Source organism: Schumannella sp. 10F1B-5-1 (assembly GCF_006517535.1).
Lineage (GTDB): Bacteria > Actinomycetota > Actinomycetes > Actinomycetales > Microbacteriaceae > Schumannella.
The window spans coordinates 267,485-284,671 of sequence record NZ_VHQH01000038.1 but is presented as its reverse complement, the minus strand read 5'-3'; the positions used below and the strand labels follow the sequence as shown (position 1 = coordinate 284,671).

12 protein-coding genes are annotated in these 17,187 nt (G+C 68.7%); all 12 read right to left on the bottom strand.

Annotated features, from left to right (window positions below):
• Nucleotides 1-14 precede the first annotated feature (14 nt).
• The gene (locus tag FJ658_RS10280) at nt 15-839 is read right to left on the bottom strand and encodes an A24 family peptidase (protein WP_141145279.1); all 825 of its coding nucleotides are present in this window, start codon (nt 837-839) and stop codon (nt 15-17) included.
• Complete coding sequence (locus FJ658_RS10275) at nt 836-2,773, bottom strand: hypothetical protein (RefSeq protein ID WP_141145278.1); 1,938 nt, start codon at nt 2,771-2,773, stop codon at nt 836-838. The genes FJ658_RS10280 and FJ658_RS10275 overlap by 4 nt, the downstream gene beginning before the upstream one ends.
• Nucleotides 2,774-2,775: 2 nt before the next feature.
• Nucleotides 2,776-3,474, bottom strand: coding sequence for a type II secretion system protein J (locus tag FJ658_RS10270; protein WP_141145277.1), 699 nt, complete (start codon nt 3,472-3,474; stop codon nt 2,776-2,778).
• Nucleotides 3,471-4,844, bottom strand: a complete 1,374-nt coding sequence (locus FJ658_RS10265; RefSeq protein WP_141145276.1) for a carboxypeptidase-like regulatory domain-containing protein — start codon at nt 4,842-4,844, stop codon at nt 3,471-3,473. The genes FJ658_RS10270 and FJ658_RS10265 overlap by 4 nt, the downstream gene beginning before the upstream one ends.
• A 111-nt stretch (nt 4,845-4,955) precedes the next feature.
• The gene (locus FJ658_RS16955; RefSeq protein WP_305004254.1) at nt 4,956-5,420 is read right to left on the bottom strand and encodes a type IV pilin protein; all 465 of its coding nucleotides are present in this window, start codon (nt 5,418-5,420) and stop codon (nt 4,956-4,958) included.
• Between the two features lie 183 nt (nt 5,421-5,603).
• Nucleotides 5,604-6,725, bottom strand: a complete 1,122-nt coding sequence (locus tag FJ658_RS10255) for a type II secretion system F family protein (RefSeq protein WP_370454792.1) — start codon at nt 6,723-6,725, stop codon at nt 5,604-5,606.
• A gap of 122 nt (nt 6,726-6,847) precedes the next feature.
• Nucleotides 6,848-9,061 (bottom strand): type IV pilus twitching motility protein PilT, encoded by a 2,214-nt coding sequence (locus FJ658_RS16950; RefSeq protein WP_305004253.1) that lies wholly within the window; start codon nt 9,059-9,061, stop codon nt 6,848-6,850.
• A gap of 23 nt (nt 9,062-9,084) precedes the next feature.
• Nucleotides 9,085-10,749: a GspE/PulE family protein gene (locus tag FJ658_RS10245; protein WP_141145274.1), complete on the bottom strand. Its 1,665-nt coding sequence runs from the start codon at nt 10,747-10,749 to the stop codon at nt 9,085-9,087.
• A 153-nt stretch (nt 10,750-10,902) separates the two neighbouring features.
• Nucleotides 10,903-11,343, bottom strand: a complete 441-nt coding sequence (locus FJ658_RS10240) for a hypothetical protein (protein ID WP_141145273.1) — start codon at nt 11,341-11,343, stop codon at nt 10,903-10,905.
• Nucleotides 11,318-12,442 carry a hypothetical protein gene (locus FJ658_RS10235; protein ID WP_141145272.1) on the bottom strand — a complete coding sequence of 375 codons (1,125 nt, stop codon included), beginning with the start codon at nt 12,440-12,442 and terminating at the stop codon, nt 11,318-11,320. Before FJ658_RS10235 ends, FJ658_RS10240 begins: the two co-directional genes overlap by 26 nt.
• Before the next feature lie 98 nt (nt 12,443-12,540).
• Nucleotides 12,541-12,942 carry a prepilin-type N-terminal cleavage/methylation domain-containing protein gene (locus FJ658_RS10230; protein ID WP_255447668.1) on the bottom strand — a complete coding sequence of 134 codons (402 nt, stop codon included), beginning with the start codon at nt 12,940-12,942 and terminating at the stop codon, nt 12,541-12,543.
• 318 nt (nt 12,943-13,260) lie between these two features.
• The gene (locus tag FJ658_RS10225; protein ID WP_141145270.1) at nt 13,261-17,145 is read right to left on the bottom strand and encodes a DNA-directed RNA polymerase subunit beta'; all 3,885 of its coding nucleotides are present in this window, start codon (nt 17,143-17,145) and stop codon (nt 13,261-13,263) included.
• Nucleotides 17,146-17,187: the final 42 nt, after the last annotated feature.

Here is a 17,187-nt window from a genome sequence, read left to right as displayed (position 1 = left end):
CTTATATGTGCGCGTCAGCGAATGCCGACGAGCGTCAGATACGCCTGAGCCAATGGCTCTCCGGCGAAGATCCCGATCCAGGCGCCGAGCAGCATCCACGGTCCGAACGGGATGCCGGTCTTGCGACCGCCCCGCCGGATCGCGATGAGCACGACCCCGAAGATCCCTCCCAGCACGAACGCCGCTGCGACGCCGACGGCCAGCTGCGGCCAGCCGAAGAAGCCGAGCAGCATCCCGACCGCCCCGGCGAGCTTCACGTCGCCGAGCCCCATCCCCCCGGGATAGGCGAACGCCAGGATGAAGTAGAACAGCAGGCTCCCCGCCGCGCCGATGAGCGCAGGAAGCAGGGCGCCGGGCTCGCCGCCGACGATCGCGGCGGCGACCAGGGCAACGGCGAGTACCGGGTAGGCCGGATAGACGATCGCGTTCGGCAGACGGTGCACGTCGACGTCGATCATCGTCAGCGCGACCGAGATGGCCGCGAAGTACAGCAGGGCGCCCAGCACGAGCGCCGCCGCGACGGCCTTCGCCGGCGAGTCGGCGGTCACGATCGCCGGGGCGAACACCAGTGCGACGCCGACGAACGCGAGGCCCGTGACGGCCTCGATCGCGGGGTAGCGCGCCGAGATGCGCATCCGGCACGAGCGGCAGCGGCCACCCAGCAGCAGCCACGACAGCAGCGGAACGTTGTCGCGTCCCTGGATCGGGGTGTCGCATCCGGGGCACGCGGAGGCGGGCCGGACGACCGAGAGTCCGTTGGGCACCCGGTAGATGACCACGTTCAGGAACGAGCCGATCGCCAGCCCGAGCGCGCCCAGCACACCCACCACGGCGATCATGACCCGGCCGCCTTCGCGCCCGCGGAGGTGAAGGCCGCGGGCACGCTCGCGATCTGGGAGACGCCGTAGCTGAGGCTCGCCGGCGCCAGGTACTTCGGCGGAGCGTTGTACTTCAGCGTCGGGTCGTACTGGTAGTTCTTGCTGTAGCCGGTCGAGATCGACTGTCCGCCGGTCGCGACCGTTCCGCGGTACTTCTGAGCGAGGCTGCCCACGATCTTGAGCTCTCCGCGAGGACCGAAGGCGTCGTAGTTCTGCACCATGATCGTGCCGTCGACGGCCAGGAGCGCGGCGTTGATCTCACGATCCTGGGCCGCATAGACCGGGTTGATGCAGTAGCTCCAGCCGCATCGCGTCACACCCATGGGGTTCCACACGATGATGGCCGACTGCCCGACGACACCGAGCAGGTTGTAGTCGCTGCCGTCGATGAAGCTGTTGGCGGCGTACTTCACGTCGCCGGTGATGTAGGCGTAGCGGCTCGCGCCGACGGTCACGTGGCCCTTGAGGGTGCCCGAGATGTAGACGTCGCCGGAGTTGCAGGTGTACGAGTTCGCACCACCCGGCGAGGCCGCGTAGTTCTCGCCGTCGGCGGGGTACTGCACGGTGGTGCCGCCGCGGGTCAGCGACCAGCCGTAGAGGTAGGTGCCGTTGTTCCAGGAGGTGGCGCGCGTGCAGGCGAAGGTCGCTCCGGCCGCCGTGAACGACTTGCGCTGAGTCGGGTCGGAGGAGACGCTCGGGTAATTGACGTCCTTCTTGTTCGTCGGCACGTCCTGCACCCAGATCACGTTGTCCTTCGGCACGGTGACGGTGGCGCCGCCGATGCTCTGCAGAGTGTTGTTCTGGACCGTGTTCGTGGTCGTCGAGACGGCGCCGCACTCGGCCGGAGCCGTTCCGGTCAGACCGTCGGACGACGGCCGCGTCTTCTGGGTCCAGGGCGAGATCACGGTCATGGTGCCGTCGGCGTTGAAGGTGATCTGCGTGGGACCGGTGTAGGTGCAGCCGGGTGCGTCGCCCGTGTAGCCGTCCGAGGTCCCCTCCACGGCGAGCGCGGAAGACGAGTCGGGAAGCGGGAACGACGAGCCGTTGGCCGGGTTCGTGCCGCCGGTGGAGCTGTTCGTCGCCTTGTCATACGTGCTGTCGGAGCAGGAGCTGCTCGCCTTCACGACCGGGTCCCAGCCTGCGGGGGCCGCGGAGGTCACGTTGCCACGGAAACGAGCACCGCACGAGACGAACTGGTCCTCGGAGAAGACATCGCCCTGCAGGTCGTCGCTCGCCGCGAACTGCACGACGCAGCTGATGTTCGTGGGGCGCGCCGGGGTGTCCCACGGGTAGCGGGAGCAACGGGTGTCTGACCCGGTCACGCGGGAATCGGTCACTTCGTACTTCGTGTAGTAGACGAAGTCGTAGAAGCCCTTCTTGCGCAGGTCGGCGATCACCGATCGCACCGAGCTGCCGACCTTGCCGGTCGCGCGGACGTGGATGATGCCGCCGCTCGCGTAGTCCTTGGTGTTGACCTCGTAGCGGAACTTGGCGCTGTTCGTCGTCCCGGGGACGCTAGCCCAGCGCCCGGAGGCGTCGACGTCGAATGCGGCGTTGTCCATGTCGCCCGTCGGCATCGACAGCAGCATGGCTCCGGTCGACGACTTGCTCGTCTTCGAGAACTCGGCGTTCGGGTTGCCGTACTTCACGTAGTTCGGCGCCGAGGTCAGTCGCGACTTGTAGTCGTTGAGGCCGGCCACGGCCGCGGCGTAGGCCGAGGTCCAGTTGTTCTCGGTGTCGGTCTTCTTCATCGAGCTCGAGGACACGTTGAGCGAGACCGCGACGAGCGCGAGCATGAGCATCCCGATGCCGAGCACCGAGACCAGGGCCCAGCCGCCCTCCTGCTGCGAGCGGAGCCGCCCGAGGCGACGCATGATGGACGATCGTGCGGTCATGATCAGCTCCCCGCGTACTTCTGGGTCGAGCCCGCGTTGGGCAGGTAGACGGTGGTCGACATCGACACCGGCACGGTCGAGTTCGCAGCCTGAACGGTGAGTGAGATGTTCACGCCGATGATCAGGCCGACATTGGTGGTCGTGACCGCGGAGACGGTGCAGGGGCTCGCAGCCGGAGCCGTGCAGGTGCCCTGGATGTAGCTCAGGGTGAACGCGGTCACCTTGGAGCCGAGGTTGCGCTTGCTCGACGGCGCGGTGGCGAGCGGATACGACGAGGACGACGCCGGCAGGTTCCACACGTTGCGCACGATCGTGCCGCTCTCGAGCGAGTAGGCGACCTGAAGGGGCATGCCGATCGGGTTGGGGCGAGCGACGTCGCTGTAGGTGATCAGGCGGAGCTTCTCACCGGAGATCGTGGCCTCGGATCCGGGCCGGACAGCCCAGGTCACGGGCGAGTTGCCCGGGATGTTGACGCCCGCGCGGATGTCGGTGCTCATCGCGTCGAGGATGTTCTGAGCCTCGGCCGTGCTGCGGCTGCGGTCGTTCGTGATCGTGGTGACCTTGCCGACCTGCACGAGCATCGTGCCGACGAGCGAGAGCACGAGGGCGGTCAGCGACATCGCCACGATCATCTCGACGAGCGTGATGCCCGCGTCCTGACCAGGGCCGCGCTGGAGGCGACGGCGAATGAGGCGGATCATGCTGCGGCCCTCGGGTCGAGAGTCGCCGTCGAGCCCGGCGACGTCGAGTAGGCGTTCGTGAGCGCCTGCGCCGTCAGCGGGAAGGTCAGACCCAGCAGGCCGCCGTAGCTGACCGACCAGGTGCCGTACGGCAGCGCGAGCTTCGGCGAGCCGTTGTTCTTGATCGAGAACGTGTACTTCTGCCCCGCGGCGCATCCCGGGTCGCCCGAGGCGGCGGCGGCACTGGACGCGACGACCGTGTAGGTGCCGTTGCTCGGCAGGCCGGTGGCCTGCACGACGCCCATCGGCACGGTGTAGTTCGGCGAGGTGTTCGGGAGCGCCGTCACCGGGTCCTGGCGAACGCCGTCGAGCAGCGCTTTGCCGCCGACGTTGCCGGCGTCCCAGTTGCCGGGATCGGGCGACAGGCAGGTGGTCGCGACGCCCTGCGCGGGCACGAGCGTACCGGCGACGGCGGAATAGCCGGTCTTCGGCGCCGGGAAGAGGTCGACCTTCGACGGAGTCCCGCTGACCGTGTAGTACGGCGGGATGTCGGCAGAGGTGAACCACGTCGTGATCAGGTCGCTCGGGTAGCTCACGTTGCTCTGACCGGTCGGGTACGAGAGGTTGACCGAGGTGTCGACGTCATAGTCGAAGGACACCGGGACCGCCGAGCCGGCGGTGACGTTGAGCACCTGGGAGACCGAGGTCTTCTGGTGCTTCCGGTCGACATTCCCCGTGATGTCGGCGGTGACCGTGTAGCTGCCCGGGGCGACACCCGTGATGAAGGCGCAGCCGTCGGTGTTCGTCTTGGGGACCGTCAGCGCGGTGCCCGAGGTGCTCTTCGCCGAGAGCTGCAGGTTCGCGTAGCCGCTGCCGTCGGCCTTGGTGACCTTGATGAAGATCGTGCCGTTGCCGGGGTCCTTGATCGTGTTGTCGGCGCTGATGAGCGCGTCGGAGGTCGCCTTGGGCGTGGTGGTCAGCTGCGAGGACCACACGGTCTCGACGCGGACGCGGAGGAGCTGGAAGCTGCTGTCGACGGCGCCGCAGCTGCGGTCGGCGCCGGAGGTGTCGGTCCAGGCGACCGTCTGGAAGGTCGTGTACTTGATCCCGTCGATCGTGACGGAGGACGACGGAGCTGTCTGCGAGCTCGACTGGATCGAGTAGGGCGACTGCGTGCGCACGTAGTCGAGCTGAGCGGTGTTGAGGTTCAGAGCGACGGTGCGACTCTGCGCGTCGCCGGCGATCTTCGACGAGATCACGAGCGCCTGGGCGACCCCGACCGCGATGATCGCGAAGACCACCATGGCAGCGACGACCTCGACGATGCCGAGGCCCGTGTCGTCAGCGACGGCACGGCGCGCCCGCGCACGGAAGTCTGAGATCCTGACCATTTCCGCCCCCCGCGGCTTCGATCATGGAAGAAATTGGTGGCCAACCGGCCGTGAACCGGTGCCGGGAGAAAGAGCTCCCGGCACCGGCAAGCGCCCCAAAGGGCTCAGAAGTTACGGCGCGGTCGGCGCGACGTAGACGCCAGCCGTGGTGCAGCTGCCCTTAGCGATTGCCTGCTTGTCGGACACAGCGAACTGAGTACCCGAGGCGCTGGTCGCCTTGATGCAGAAGCCACCGTTGGAGGCGACGAGCGAGATCACCGGGGTGCTGCCCGAGGTCGAGCTGTAGTTGCTGGCGTCGGACTGCGTGTAGCCCTGCCCCTCGAGGCCGGTGAGGGCGGTCGGGTAGCTGCCGTCCTGGGTGTACTTGGCGACGACGGCGGTCTTGGCGTTGCCGAGGTCCGACTTGACGGCCGAGTCCTTCGCGTTGTTCTGAACGCCGATGTAGACCGGGATCGCGATCGCGGCGAGGATGCCGATGATGATCACGACGACGAGCAGCTCGATGAGCGTGAAGCCCTTGTCGCCGTTCTTCACGCGGTCCATGCGGGCCGCCAGGATGTCCTGAATGCGGGTCATTGTCTTATCCGTTTCTTCTTGTGATTTGGATTCGCGAGCCGTCCCCCCAAACGGGCTGACCCACAGCTATGAAGTTATTGGCGTGTTCCTGCTGCCGGAATCCCGCGGATGGGGGTAATCTTCCGCATCCGCGTCCCCAGTCCGGGGGCAGGCCGAGAGCTTGTCTCGGCGCCCGGAGACCGGCTACTGCTGAACGACCTGGATCATGTTGAAGATCGGCATGTAGAGCGCCACGATCATGCCGCCGATGACGATGCCGAGGAAGGCGATCAGGAGCGGCTCGATCAGGCTCGTGAGCGCCTTCGTGGTGGCCTCGACCTCCATGTCATAGAAGTCGGCCACTTTGCTCAGCATCGTCTCCAGGGCGCCGGAATCCTCACCGACCGCAACCATCTGGACCACCATCGACGGGAACACGGACTCATCGGCCAGCGGGCCGGCGATCGACTTGCCCTGGCGCACCGAGTCGGCGACTTTCTTCGACGCGTTCTCGATCACCCAGTTGCCCGAGGTCTCTCCGACGATCACGAGCGCCTGGAGGATCGGGACGCCCGCGCCAATCATGTTCGACAGGTTGCGAGTGAAGCGCGCGATCGCGATCTTGCCGTTGAGCTGACCGAAGACGGGCAGCTTGAGCTTGATCGGATCGACCTTCTGCCGCACCGCTTCGCGGTTCTTGTTGGTACGCCACCAGAGAGAGCCGCCGATCGAGATGATCAGGACGATCGGGAGGATCCACCACATGTTCTGTGAGAGGACGACGAGCACCATGGTCGGTGCCGGGAGGTCCTTGCCCGCCGCCGAGAACATCTTCTGGAAGATCGGCACGATGAAGAGCAGCATGACGATGACCGCAAGCACAGCGATGCCGAGCACCATGACCGGATAGGTCATCGCCGACTTGATCGTGGCCTTGAGCTTCGACTCCTTCTCGAAGTTGTCGGCGATCGTGGTGAGTGCGTCCTCGAGAAATCCGCCAGTCTCACCGGCGCGCACCATGTTGATCATGATCGGCGGGAACTCAACGGGGTGTTTGCCCAGCGCATCTGACAGGGACGCCCCCGACTCGACATCGCGGGTGACGACCGCCAGCACGCTCTTGAGCTTCTTGTTCTCGGTCTGCTCGGCGAGGATGTTCAGAGTCTTCAGCAGTGACAGGCCGGCCGAGACCATCGTCGCCATCTGGCGGCTGAAGACGGCGAGCGCTTTGAGGTCGACGCCCTTGGAGAAGCTGCCCAGCGAGATCTCGCGCGACAGTCCCGTCGCCCCCATCGACTCCTTGATCTCGACCGGCGCGAGACCCATCGAGCGGAGCTTGTCGACGACGGCACCTTCGCTGGACGCCTCGAGGCGGCCGCTGACGAGCTTTCCTGTCGAGTTGCGGCTCTTGTAGTCGAAGTTGCGGATCGCGACTGCGGTGGCGGCCATCAGTGGCGTCCCTTCTGGTCGTAGTCGAAGTCGAGGGCGACGAACCCGCCCTCGCTGCCCACGGCGTTCATGTCGACGCGGGTGATGAGGCGCTCGAGCGTCTCGGGGTCCTGCGACTTCTCCATGGCGGCGGCGCGGGTGATGGTGCCCTCGTTGACGAGTTCGGCGAGCGCCTGGTCCATCGTGTGCATGCCCTGCGATCCACCCGACTGCAGCGCCGAGGTGATCTGGTAGGTCTTGCCCTCGCGCACCAGGTTCGAGATGGCGGGCGTGGTGAACATGACCTCGGTTGCGACCGCACGGCCCGATCCGCTGGCCTTCTTCACCAGGGTCTGGCAGACGACGCCCTGCAGGGTCGCCGCGAGCTGGGTGCGCACCTGGTCCTGCTGGTGCGGCGGGAAGACGTCGATGACGCGGTCGATCGTGGTCGGCGCGCTCTGCGTGTGCAGGGTCGCGAACACGAGGTGGCCGGTCTCGGCGGCGGTCAGGGCGATCGAGATGGTCTCGAGGTCGCGCAGCTCGCCGATCAGGATGACGTCGGGGTCCTGGCGCAGCACGTGCTTCAGGGCGTTGCCGAAGCTGTGGGTGTCGCGGCCGACCTCGCGCTGGTTGATCAGCGATTTCTTGTTCTTGTGCATGAACTCGATCGGGTCCTCGACCGTCACGACGTGGTCGCGGCGGGTCTCGTTGACCAGGTCGATCAGCGCGGCGAGCGTCGTCGACTTGCCCGAGCCGGTGGGGCCCGTGACGAGCACGAGCCCGCGTGGCAGGGTCGAGAACGACCCGACCTCGCCGGCGATGCCGAGCTCCTTGAGGTTCTTGATGTGCGTCGGGATGATGCGGAACGCCGCACCCATCGAGCCGCGGTCCTGGTAGTAGTTCACGCGGAAGCGCGCGTTGGCCGACAGCGTGTAGGCGAAGTCGAGCTCGAGGTTCTCCTCGAAGCGCTTCGTGAAGTCGTCGGTCAGCAGCGAGTAGAGGCGCTCGCGCACCTCGGCGCGGTCCCACACCTCGTAGCCGGCGATCGGGTTCAGCCCGCCGTCGACGCGCAGCATCGGCGTCGCACCCGAGGCGATGTGCAGGTCGGATGCGCCGGTCAGCAGCACCTGCTGCAGCGCGGCGATGAGCTGCGCATCCGGAGCACCCGAACCCGGGTTGAGGGCGGCGATCTCGTCGATCTCCGCGCCGCTCGGCGCGATGTCGGCCAGGTCGTCGGTCGGCGCGAGCGTGTCGAGCAGCTGCGTGGCGGCGAGCCCCTCGTCGGCGGGCGCGGTGGATGCCGCGATCGGCGCCGTCGGGAAGTCGAACTGCACGGTCGCCGGCTCGTCGACGAACGACGGGCCCGCGGGCGCGGCGAAGTCGGCGGCCGAGAAGTCGGCCGCGGTCAGGTCGACCGCGTCGAACGCCGGAGCGGCGGCCGGAGCGGCCGCAGCCGGCTTCTCGGGCGCGAACGCCGAGCCGGTCGGCGCGGCGGCGCTGAGCACCGCATCGAGGTCGACCGCCGGAGCGGTCGGCGCGAGCGACTCGGGCGCGCCGAGGTCGAGCACGCTCTCCGCCGGAGCGGGCGCCGGAGCCGGCGCATCCAGGTCGACGACCGGGCTCGACGAGGTCGACGGCGACGCAGCCGACGCGGCGAAGGCCGCATCCAGGTCGAAGGCGTCGGCGGCCGGGGCGGGCGCCGCGTGGGCTCCCGACGGCGCCGGCGCGGCGAAGGCCTCGAACCCGAAGTCGGGCGCGTCGAGATCGAGCACCGGGCCCGCGGTGGGGGCGGGCGCGTCGAAGGGGGTCTCGGACGCCGGGGCAGCGACGTCCGAGAGATCGAAGACCGGCGCGGGCGCGTCGGTGGCCGGCACGTTCGGCGCCGGCGCGTCGATCAGGTCGAAGACCCGCCCGCCGGGCGGCGGCGCCGCGTCGAAGTCGAAGGCCGCACCCGCGGCCGGAGCCGGGAAGGTGCCCGGCGTCGCTCCCGCCGCCGGCATGGGCGGGGGGAAAGCCGTCTCGGGCGCGGGCGCGGGCGGCGCGGCGCTCCCGGAGGGGGAGGCGAACGCGGCGGAGGGGGTGCCCTCTGCCGCGCCCGAGACGGGGTCTCCATCGGGGGTCATGGTCGGCGGCGGCGACGTGAAGAGGTTCTTGTCCGCCGGCGGGACCGCCGGGGTCGCGAACGGCACGCCGTTCCCCTCTGACAACGGGATGTCGTAGACAGGCTTTTCCATGTTTCCCCCCCTGATCCGCTTCGTCAGGCGACGACGCGGAGAATCTCCTCGATCGACGTCAGGCCCGCCTGGGCCTTCTGCCAACCGTCCATGCGCAGGGTGCTCATCCCCTGGCTGATCGCGACCTTGCTGATCTCGGCGCTCGAGGCGCGCGAGACGGCCATGCGCTCGATGTCCTCGCTGACGGCCATGATCTCGTGCAGCGCCAGACGGCCCCGATAGCCGGTGTTGCTGCAGGTCGAGCATCCGACGGGCATCCACAGCTCCGGCGCGGGCTGCGTCGGATCGGTGGTGAAGCCCAGGCGGTGCAGGTCCTCCGGGTCGTGTGCGTACGGCTGACGGCAGCGGTCGCACAGACGGCGCGCGAGACGCTGCGCCACCACGGAGTCGAGTGCCGAGCCGACCAGGAAGGGCTCGATGCCCATCTCGGTCAGTCGCGTGATCGCGCTCGGCGCGTCGTTCGTGTGCAGCGTCGAGAGCACGAGGTGACCCGTGAGCGACGCCTCGATCGCGATCTGCGCGGTCTCATGGTCGCGGATCTCACCGATCAGCACGACATCCGGGTCGGATCGCAGGATCGACCGCAGCGCGCTCGCGAAGGTCAGGCCCGCCTTGACGTTGACCTGCACCTGGTTGATGCCGGGCATGCGGTACTCGACCGGGTCCTCGACCGTGATCACGTTGATCTCGGGGCGCACGACCGCGTTCAGCGTCGTGTACAGCGTCGTCGACTTGCCCGAGCCGGTGGGGCCCGTGACGAGGATCATGCCGTAGGGCTTCGTGTAGCTGTTGCGGTAGATCTCCGCGTTGCGCGGGGTCAGCTGCAGCTGATCCATCGACACGCTCGTGTTCGAGTTGTCGAGGATTCGCATGACGACCTTCTCGCCCCACACGGTGGGCAGGGTCGCGACGCGCAGGTCGATCTGACGACCGCCGTGACGCACCGACAGGCGGCCGTCCTGCGGCTTGCGTCGCTCGGCGATGTCGATGTCGCTCATGATCTTGAGGCGCGAGATCACGCCGTTCTGGATGTTCTTGGGCGCCTTCTGCATGATGTGGAGCACGCCGTCGATGCGGTAGCGCACCGTCAGCTCCATCTCACCGGGCTCGATGTGGATGTCGGACGCGTGGTCCTGGATGCCCTGGCTGATCAGCAGGTTCACGAAGCGCACGATCGGCGCGTCGTCTTCGAAGGCATCCGCGACGGCGACGTCGGTCGACGCGTCGCTCTCCTCCTGGATGAGGCCGGAGAGCTCGCTCAGCTCACCGTCGGCGCGGTGGAACTTGTCGATCGCGGTGAGCAGATCGCCGCGCTCGGCGACGACCGCCTTCACGCGCAGACGCGCCGCAGCGCGCACGTCGTCGAGGGCGAGCACGTTGCCCGGGTCGGACATCGCGAGCGTCAGCTGGTCGCCCTGCACCGACAGCGGCAGCACCTCGTAGCGGCGGCAGACGGCGGCCGGCACGAGCGCGACGGCGGCCGAGTCGACCGGGTAGTCGAGCAGCTCGACGAAGGCGAGACCCATCTGGGCGGCGCGCGCCGACGCGAGCGAGGCGGGCGTCAGCACGCCCTCTTCGAGAAGACGATTGACGACAGCGGCCTCGTCGTAGTCGGGCTGATACACCGCATCGATGCTGGTGATCGGCATGAGGCCGCGGATGATGAGAATCTCAGCGAGGGAGGTCATGTCACCCCCCTCAGAATGACGTCACCTTCCGGAATGGCCGACCCCCCGCCGGCCCCCGGTTGTCCAGGCGGGACTTCGGGAGGTCCTGCCTGCGACTCCGACGATAGGGGCGCGTGTCGTGCCAGCCCATACCCGTCTTGTGGGGGTAATGGGTCAGCGGGTGCCGCTCCCCCGCGGTCGCCGATAGGCGCGGATGCCGAACCAGGTCGCGATCACAGTCGCGGCGGCCAGCGCGACGGCCACCAGCACGAACGGGCTCACGGCCTGCGCGACCACGAGCCGCAGCCCCGCGAAGCCGGCGCCGAGCACGAGCACCAGATAGACCGCCGCCGCCGCGGCGGCCGCCGACAGCCAGGGGCGCCGCGCCGCCGTCGAGCGCGCCGTCACGAACCACACCGCCACTCCGGCGACCGCCGTCGCGAGCGGAGCGTAGAACAGGCTCACGCCCGCCGGGATCGGCTCGCGGTCGAGCAGCACGGCGAGCATGCCGGCCGCCGCGAAGTCGACCGCCGCCCAGAGCACGGTCGCGAACAGGGCGACGACGTACTCGGGACGGCGAGCGTCCGGATCAGACGGCGACGTAGCCCCGCTCACGCTGGGCCTTCTTCTCCTGCTGGTCGCGGTCGAAGCGCTCGCGCGCCTCGCGGTTGCGCGCCACGACCTTGCGCCCGCGCGCGGCGGCGATGAAGCCGAACCACATGGCGACCTCGCGTGCGACCAGGCCCGCGGCGATCAGCGACGGATTCGTCAGCGCCTGCACGAGCAGGTTGCGCGACCCCGCCGAATCGATGCCCGTCACGCCGGCGAGCAGCAGGATGGTGACGACCGACCCCGCGTAGACCAGCGCGCCGAGGATGAGGCTCAGCACGACGTGCGCGAACCAGTGCGCTCTGTTGAGCAGCAGCGCGAAGATCACCGCGACGATCACGTAGGCGACGACCGGAACCACGAACGCCTGGCCCGTGACGAAGTCGAGGAACCGCGGCATCCAGTCGACCGGGCGCACCCGCAGGGCGAGCAGTCCGGCCACGACGCCGCCGTAGAGCGCGCCGAACACGAGCGAGGAGAGCAGAGCGAAGCCGGCCCCGAACAGGCGATTGTGCTGCGGCTTCGGCGGCGTCACGTCGTCGGTCGCGAGGAACGACGAGAAGGCCTCGTGGTCGACCGCCGGAAGCGGCTGCGCTCCGGTCGGGTAGACGTTCGCGCCGGTGGTCGGCGCCGACTCCGCCGGGATCGTGGATGCGCCGGCGGGCGCGGCGGATACGGGAGCCGTCGCCGAGGTCGCGGCCGTCGGGGTCGCGCGCTGGGCGCCATCCGCCTCGGCGAGGTCGGCGTGCGCGGCCGAGGCGAGGGGCGCGCTGGCGTCGGAGCGCACCGGCTCCGCCGGCTCGACCAGGGTCGGGGTCGCCGCGGCGACGGGGGCCGCCTCGGCGGTGTCCTGACGCACGTCCGGGTTCTCGCGCTCGATCGGGGTGACCTCCTGCGTCCACTGCGGGGTCGCGCGGGCATCCGACTCGGCCACCGGCTCGTCGCTCGACGCCGCTTCGGCGGGCTCGGCATCCACGGCGCCGAGGCTGGTCGTCTCCGGCTCGGTCACCGAGATCGAGCCGGTCGACTCGACGGTCTCGGCCGATTCGGCCGACTCGTCGTCGCGCCGGCGGGCGCCGTTCTCGGGGGACGCTGCGTCGCTCATGACGCCTCCTTCGCGGGGGATGCCCCATGCTAGCGACGCGCCTCCCCCGCCCCGCGGAGGCGGGCCGGACGCGAGCAGATGCGCGTGCCCGGATGCGCTCAGCAGCCGCCGCTCGCGACCCCGCCCTTCTCGGTCACCGAGAACATGGCTCCCGTCGGGCTGAGCGCCCAGATGCAGAACGTCGCGGCGTTGTCGGCCGGCGTCGCCTGCCACTGCGGGGCGCCGCCGGCGGGATAGGTCACGCTCGCGGCGCCGTAGCCGAACGACCGGAGATCGTTCGTCGAGAGTGTGGCCGGGTATCTGCCGTTCGTCGTCACCGAGTACGCGAGCGCGGCCTGCTTCGCGGCGGCGAGGTCGGTCTTCACGCCGCTGTCCTTCGCGCCGTTCTGCACCGAGACGTAGATCGGCACCGCGATCGCGGCGAGCACGCCGATGATCACGACGACCACGAGCAGCTCGAACAGCGTGAAGCCGGCGTCGCCGCGCGTGCGCCCGAGCACGCTCGAGATCCGACGCCGAGCACGAGTCAGCGCATCCATCGTTCCCCCTGATCCGGGCGCGATGCCGGTGGTGAGTCGGCGCGCCCCTGCTGCGGCGGCGGGAGTCCCGTCCCGTCGCCGTGCTGTGAGGCTATGTCGCATCCTCACCCGCGCGTCAGCCCCACTCCGGGGCGCAGGGCGGGCCCGGATGCGTCCGGTCCGCGCCGCGATCCTCCGGAACAAACGAGGACGCCCGGACACGACGACGGCCCCCGCACCCGGAGGTGCGAGGGCCGTCGTGCGATCAGCTCGCGGAGCCGATCAGCTGGTGCTCTGAGCTCAGCTGTAGGTGCCCGGCGAGTAGTCGTCGGAGCTGAAGCTGTCGAAGTCGACGAAGCTCAGGTCCGACTCCGAGAACACCGCGTCGTCGGTGAAGATGCGGTTCGGGTAGCGCTCCGCCTTCGCCTCCTCGGTGGCCTCGACCGTGACGTTGCGGTACTTGCCGAGTCCGGTGCCGGCCGGGATCAGCTTTCCGATGATCACGTTCTCCTTGAGGCCGACCAGCGGGTCCGACTTGCCCTCCATGGCGGCCTGCGTCAGAACGCGGGTCGTCTCCTGGAAGGACGCGGCCGACAGCCACGACTCGGTCGCCAGCGACGCCTTGGTGATTCCCATGACCTCCTGACGGGCCGACGCCGGCTTCTTGCCGTCGACGATGGCACCGCGGTTGATCTCGGTGTACCGCGAGCGGTCCACCAGCTCACCCGGCAGCAGGTCGGTGTCGCCGTGCTCGACGACGGTGACCTTGCGCAGCATCTGGCGCACGATGACCTCGATGTGCTTGTCGTGGATCGGCACGCCCTGCGAGCGGTACACGCCCTGCACGCCGTCGACCAGGTGCTGCTGCACGGCGCGGACTCCCTTGACGCGCAGCACCTCCTTCGGGTCGAGGTTTCCGGCCACGAACTGCTGGCCGAGCTCGACGCGCTGGCCGTCCTCGACGAGCAGGGTCGCGCGCTTCAGCACGGGGTAGGTGTGCACCTCGTCGCCGTTGTCGGGCGTGAGCACGATGCGGCGCTGCTTGTCGGTGTCCTCGATCTGGATGCGACCGGCGGCCTCCGCGATCGGGCTCGCCCCCTTCGGAGTGCGGGCCTCGAACAGCTCGGTGACGCGCGGCAGACCCTGCGTGATGTCATCCGCACCCGCGGTTCCACCCTGGTGGAAGGTGCGCATCGTCAGCTGGGTTCCGGGCTCGCCGATCGACTGGGCGGCGATGATGCCGACCGCCTCGCCGATGTCGACGAGCTTGCCGGTGGCGAGCGAGCGGCCGTAGCAGGTCGCGCAGACGCCGACGGCGGCCTCGCAGGTCAGCACCGAGCGCACCTTGATGCTCTCGATGCCGGCGGCGATCAGCTTGTCGATCAGCACGTCGCCCACATCGTCGCCGGCCTCGCCGACCACGTTGCCCTTGGCGTCGACCGCGGCCTCGGCCAGCGAGCGCGCGAACACCGAGTTCTCGACGTTCTCGTCGCGCACGAGCTTGCCGTCGACCGTGTACGCGATGCGGATCTCGAGGCCGCGCGTGGTGCCGCAGTCGTCTTCACGGATGATGACGTCCTGCGACACGTCGACGAGACGACGGGTCAGGTAGCCCGAGTCGGCGGTACGGAGAGCCGTGTCCGCCAGACCCTTGCGGGCGCCGTGCGTGGCGATGAAGTACTCGGCCACCGACAGACCCTCGCGGTACGAGGAGATGATCGGACGCGGGATGGTCTCACCCTTCGGGTTCGCCACCAGACCGCGGATACCCGAGATGTTGCGCACCTGCAGCCAGTTACCACGGGCACCCGACGACACCATCCGGAAGATGTTGTTGCCGGCCGTGTACGACTTCTGCATCGAGGCGGCGACCTCGTTGGTGGCCTCCGTCCAGATGTCGACGAGCTCCTTACGACGCGAGGCGTCGTCGATGAGTCCCTTGTCGTACTCGCCCTGCACCTTGGCGGCCTGCTTCTCGTGCTTCGCCACGATCTCCGGCTTGTCGGCCGGCGTGATGATGTCCGAGAGGGCGACGGTGACGCCCGAGCGCGTGGCCCAGTAGAAACCGGCGTCCTTGATGCGGTCGAGGGTCGCGGCGACCTCCACCTTGGGGTAGCGCTCGGCGAGGTCGTTGACGATCGCCGAGATCTTGCCCTTGTCGGCCACGGCCTCGACGAACGGGTAGTCCGTCGGCAGCGCCTCGTTGAAGAGGGCGCGGCCCAGGGTGGTCTGCACGAGGGTCGTCGAACCCTGCTCGAAGCCGTCGCGCTCCGCCGCCTCGGCCTCGCCGAGGTAGACGTTCTCGAGACGGATGCGCACCTGGGCGTTGAGGTCGAGCGAGCCCTGGTCCTTGGCGAGGATCGCCTCGGCGACCGACGCGAAGGCACGGCCCTCACCCGCAGCCCCCTCCTTGAGGGTGGTGAGGTGGTGCAGGCCGATGATCATGTCCTGCGAGGGCAGGGTGACCGGGCGGCCGTCCGAGGGCTTCAGGATGTTGTTCGACGCCAGCATCAGGATGCGGGCCTCGGCCTGGGCCTCGACCGACAGCGGCAGGTGCACGGCCATCTGGTCGCCGTCGAAGTCCGCGTTGAACGCGGCGCAGACGAGCGGGTGCAGCTGGATGGCCTTGCCCTCGACGAGCTGCGGCTCGAAGGCCTGGATGCCGAGGCGGTGCAGCGTGGGCGCGCGGTTCAGCAGAACCGGGCGCTCGCGGATGATCTCCTCGAGCACGTCCCAGACCTGCGGACGCGAGCGCTCGACCATGCGCTTGGCGCTCTTGATATTCTGCGCGTGCGACAGGTCGATGAGGCGCTTGATGACGAACGGCTTGAACAGCTCGAGCGCCATCTGCTTGGGCAGACCGCACTGGTGCAGCTTGAGCTGCGGTCCGACGATGATGACCGAGCGGCCCGAGTAGTCGACGCGCTTGCCGAGCAGGTTTTGGCGGAAGCGACCCTGCTTTCCCTTCAGCATGTCGCTGAGGGACTTCAGGGCGCGGTTGCCGGTTCCCGTGACGGGGCGGCCGCGGCGGCCGTTGTCGAACAGCGCGTCGACGGCCTCCTGAAGCATGCGCTTCTCGTTGTTGACGATGATCTCGGGCGCGCCGAGGTCGAGCAGACGACGGAGGCGGTTGTTGCGGTTGATCACGCGACGGTAGAGGTCGTTGAGGTCGGAGGTCGCGAAGCGGCCGCCGTCCAGCTGGACCATCGGGCGCAGCTCCGGCGGGATGACCGGGACCACGTCGAGCACCATCGCGGCCGGCGAGTTGCCGGTCGCCAGGAACGACGACACGACGCGCAGGCGCTTGATCGCGCGGATCTTCTTCTGGCCCTTGCCGGTGGCGATCTGCTCGCGGAGCAGCTCGGCCTCGGCGTTCAGGTCGAAGCTCTCGAGGCGCTTCTGGATCGCCTCGGCGCCCATGTAGGCCTCGAAGTACAGGCCGAAGCGGTCCTGCAGCTCGTGGAAGACCGAGTCCTCGGGCTTGAGGTCGCCGACCTTGAGCGTGCGGAAGGCCTCCCACACGTTCTCGAGCTGGGCGATCTGCTCGTCGACGCCCTTGCGGGTCTGAGCCATCTCCTTCTCGGCGGCGTCCTTGACCTTGCGCTTCTGGTCGGCCTTGGCGCCCTCGGCCTCGAGACCGGCGAGCTCCTCCTCCAGCGTGGCGAGGCGGGCGGCGACGCGCGAGTCGCGCGCCTGCTCGAGCTGCTTGATCTCGAGGCGGATCTCGTTCTCGAGACCGGGCGCGTCGTTGTGACGGCCGTCCTCGTCGACCGAGATCACCATGTAGGCGGCGAAGTAGATGACCTTCTCGAGGTCCTTCGGCGCCATGTCGAGCAGGTAGCCGAGACGGCTGGGCACGCCCTTGAAATACCAGATGTGCGTGACCGGGGCGGCGAGCTCGATGTGGCCCATGCGCTCACGGCGCACCGACGACTTCGTCACCTCGACGCCGCAGCGCTCGCAGACGATGCCCTTGAACCGGACGCGCTTGTACTTGCCGCAGGCGCACTCCCAGTCGCGGCTCGGTCCGAAGATCTGCTCGCCGAACAGACCGTCCTTCTCGGGCTTCAGGGTGCGGTAGTTGATCGTCTCCGGCTTCTTGACCTCGCCGTACGACCAGGCACGGATGTCCGTGCTGGTGGCGAGGCCGATCCGGAGCTCATCGAAAGTAGTGGCTTCGAGCACTTACTTCTTCCTTCTTCTGACTTCTGTGAATCCTGATGAGGC

Coding starts and splice junctions, on each gene's coding strand:
- FJ658_RS10255 (WP_370454792.1), bottom strand. CDS start 6,725: ATGGGTCTCGCGCCGGTCGAGATCAAGGAGTCGATGGGGGCGACGGGA.
- FJ658_RS10280 (WP_141145279.1), bottom strand. CDS start 839: ATGATCGCCGTGGTGGGTGTGCTGGGCGCGCTCGGGCTGGCGATCGGC.
- FJ658_RS10270 (WP_141145277.1), bottom strand. CDS start 3,474: ATGATCCGCCTCATTCGCCGTCGCCTCCAGCGCGGCCCTGGTCAGGAC.
- FJ658_RS16955 (WP_305004254.1), bottom strand. CDS start 5,420: ATGACCCGCATTCAGGACATCCTGGCGGCCCGCATGGACCGCGTGAAG.
- FJ658_RS10245 (WP_141145274.1), bottom strand. CDS start 10,749: ATGACCTCCCTCGCTGAGATTCTCATCATCCGCGGCCTCATGCCGATC.
- FJ658_RS16950 (WP_305004253.1), bottom strand. CDS start 9,061: ATGGAAAAGCCTGTCTACGACATCCCGTTGTCAGAGGGGAACGGCGTG.
- FJ658_RS10265 (WP_141145276.1), bottom strand. CDS start 4,844: ATGGTCAGGATCTCAGACTTCCGTGCGCGGGCGCGCCGTGCCGTCGCT.
- FJ658_RS10235 (WP_141145272.1), bottom strand. CDS start 12,442: ATGAGCGACGCAGCGTCCCCCGAGAACGGCGCCCGCCGGCGCGACGAC.
- FJ658_RS10275 (WP_141145278.1), bottom strand. CDS start 2,773: ATGACCGCACGATCGTCCATCATGCGTCGCCTCGGGCGGCTCCGCTCG.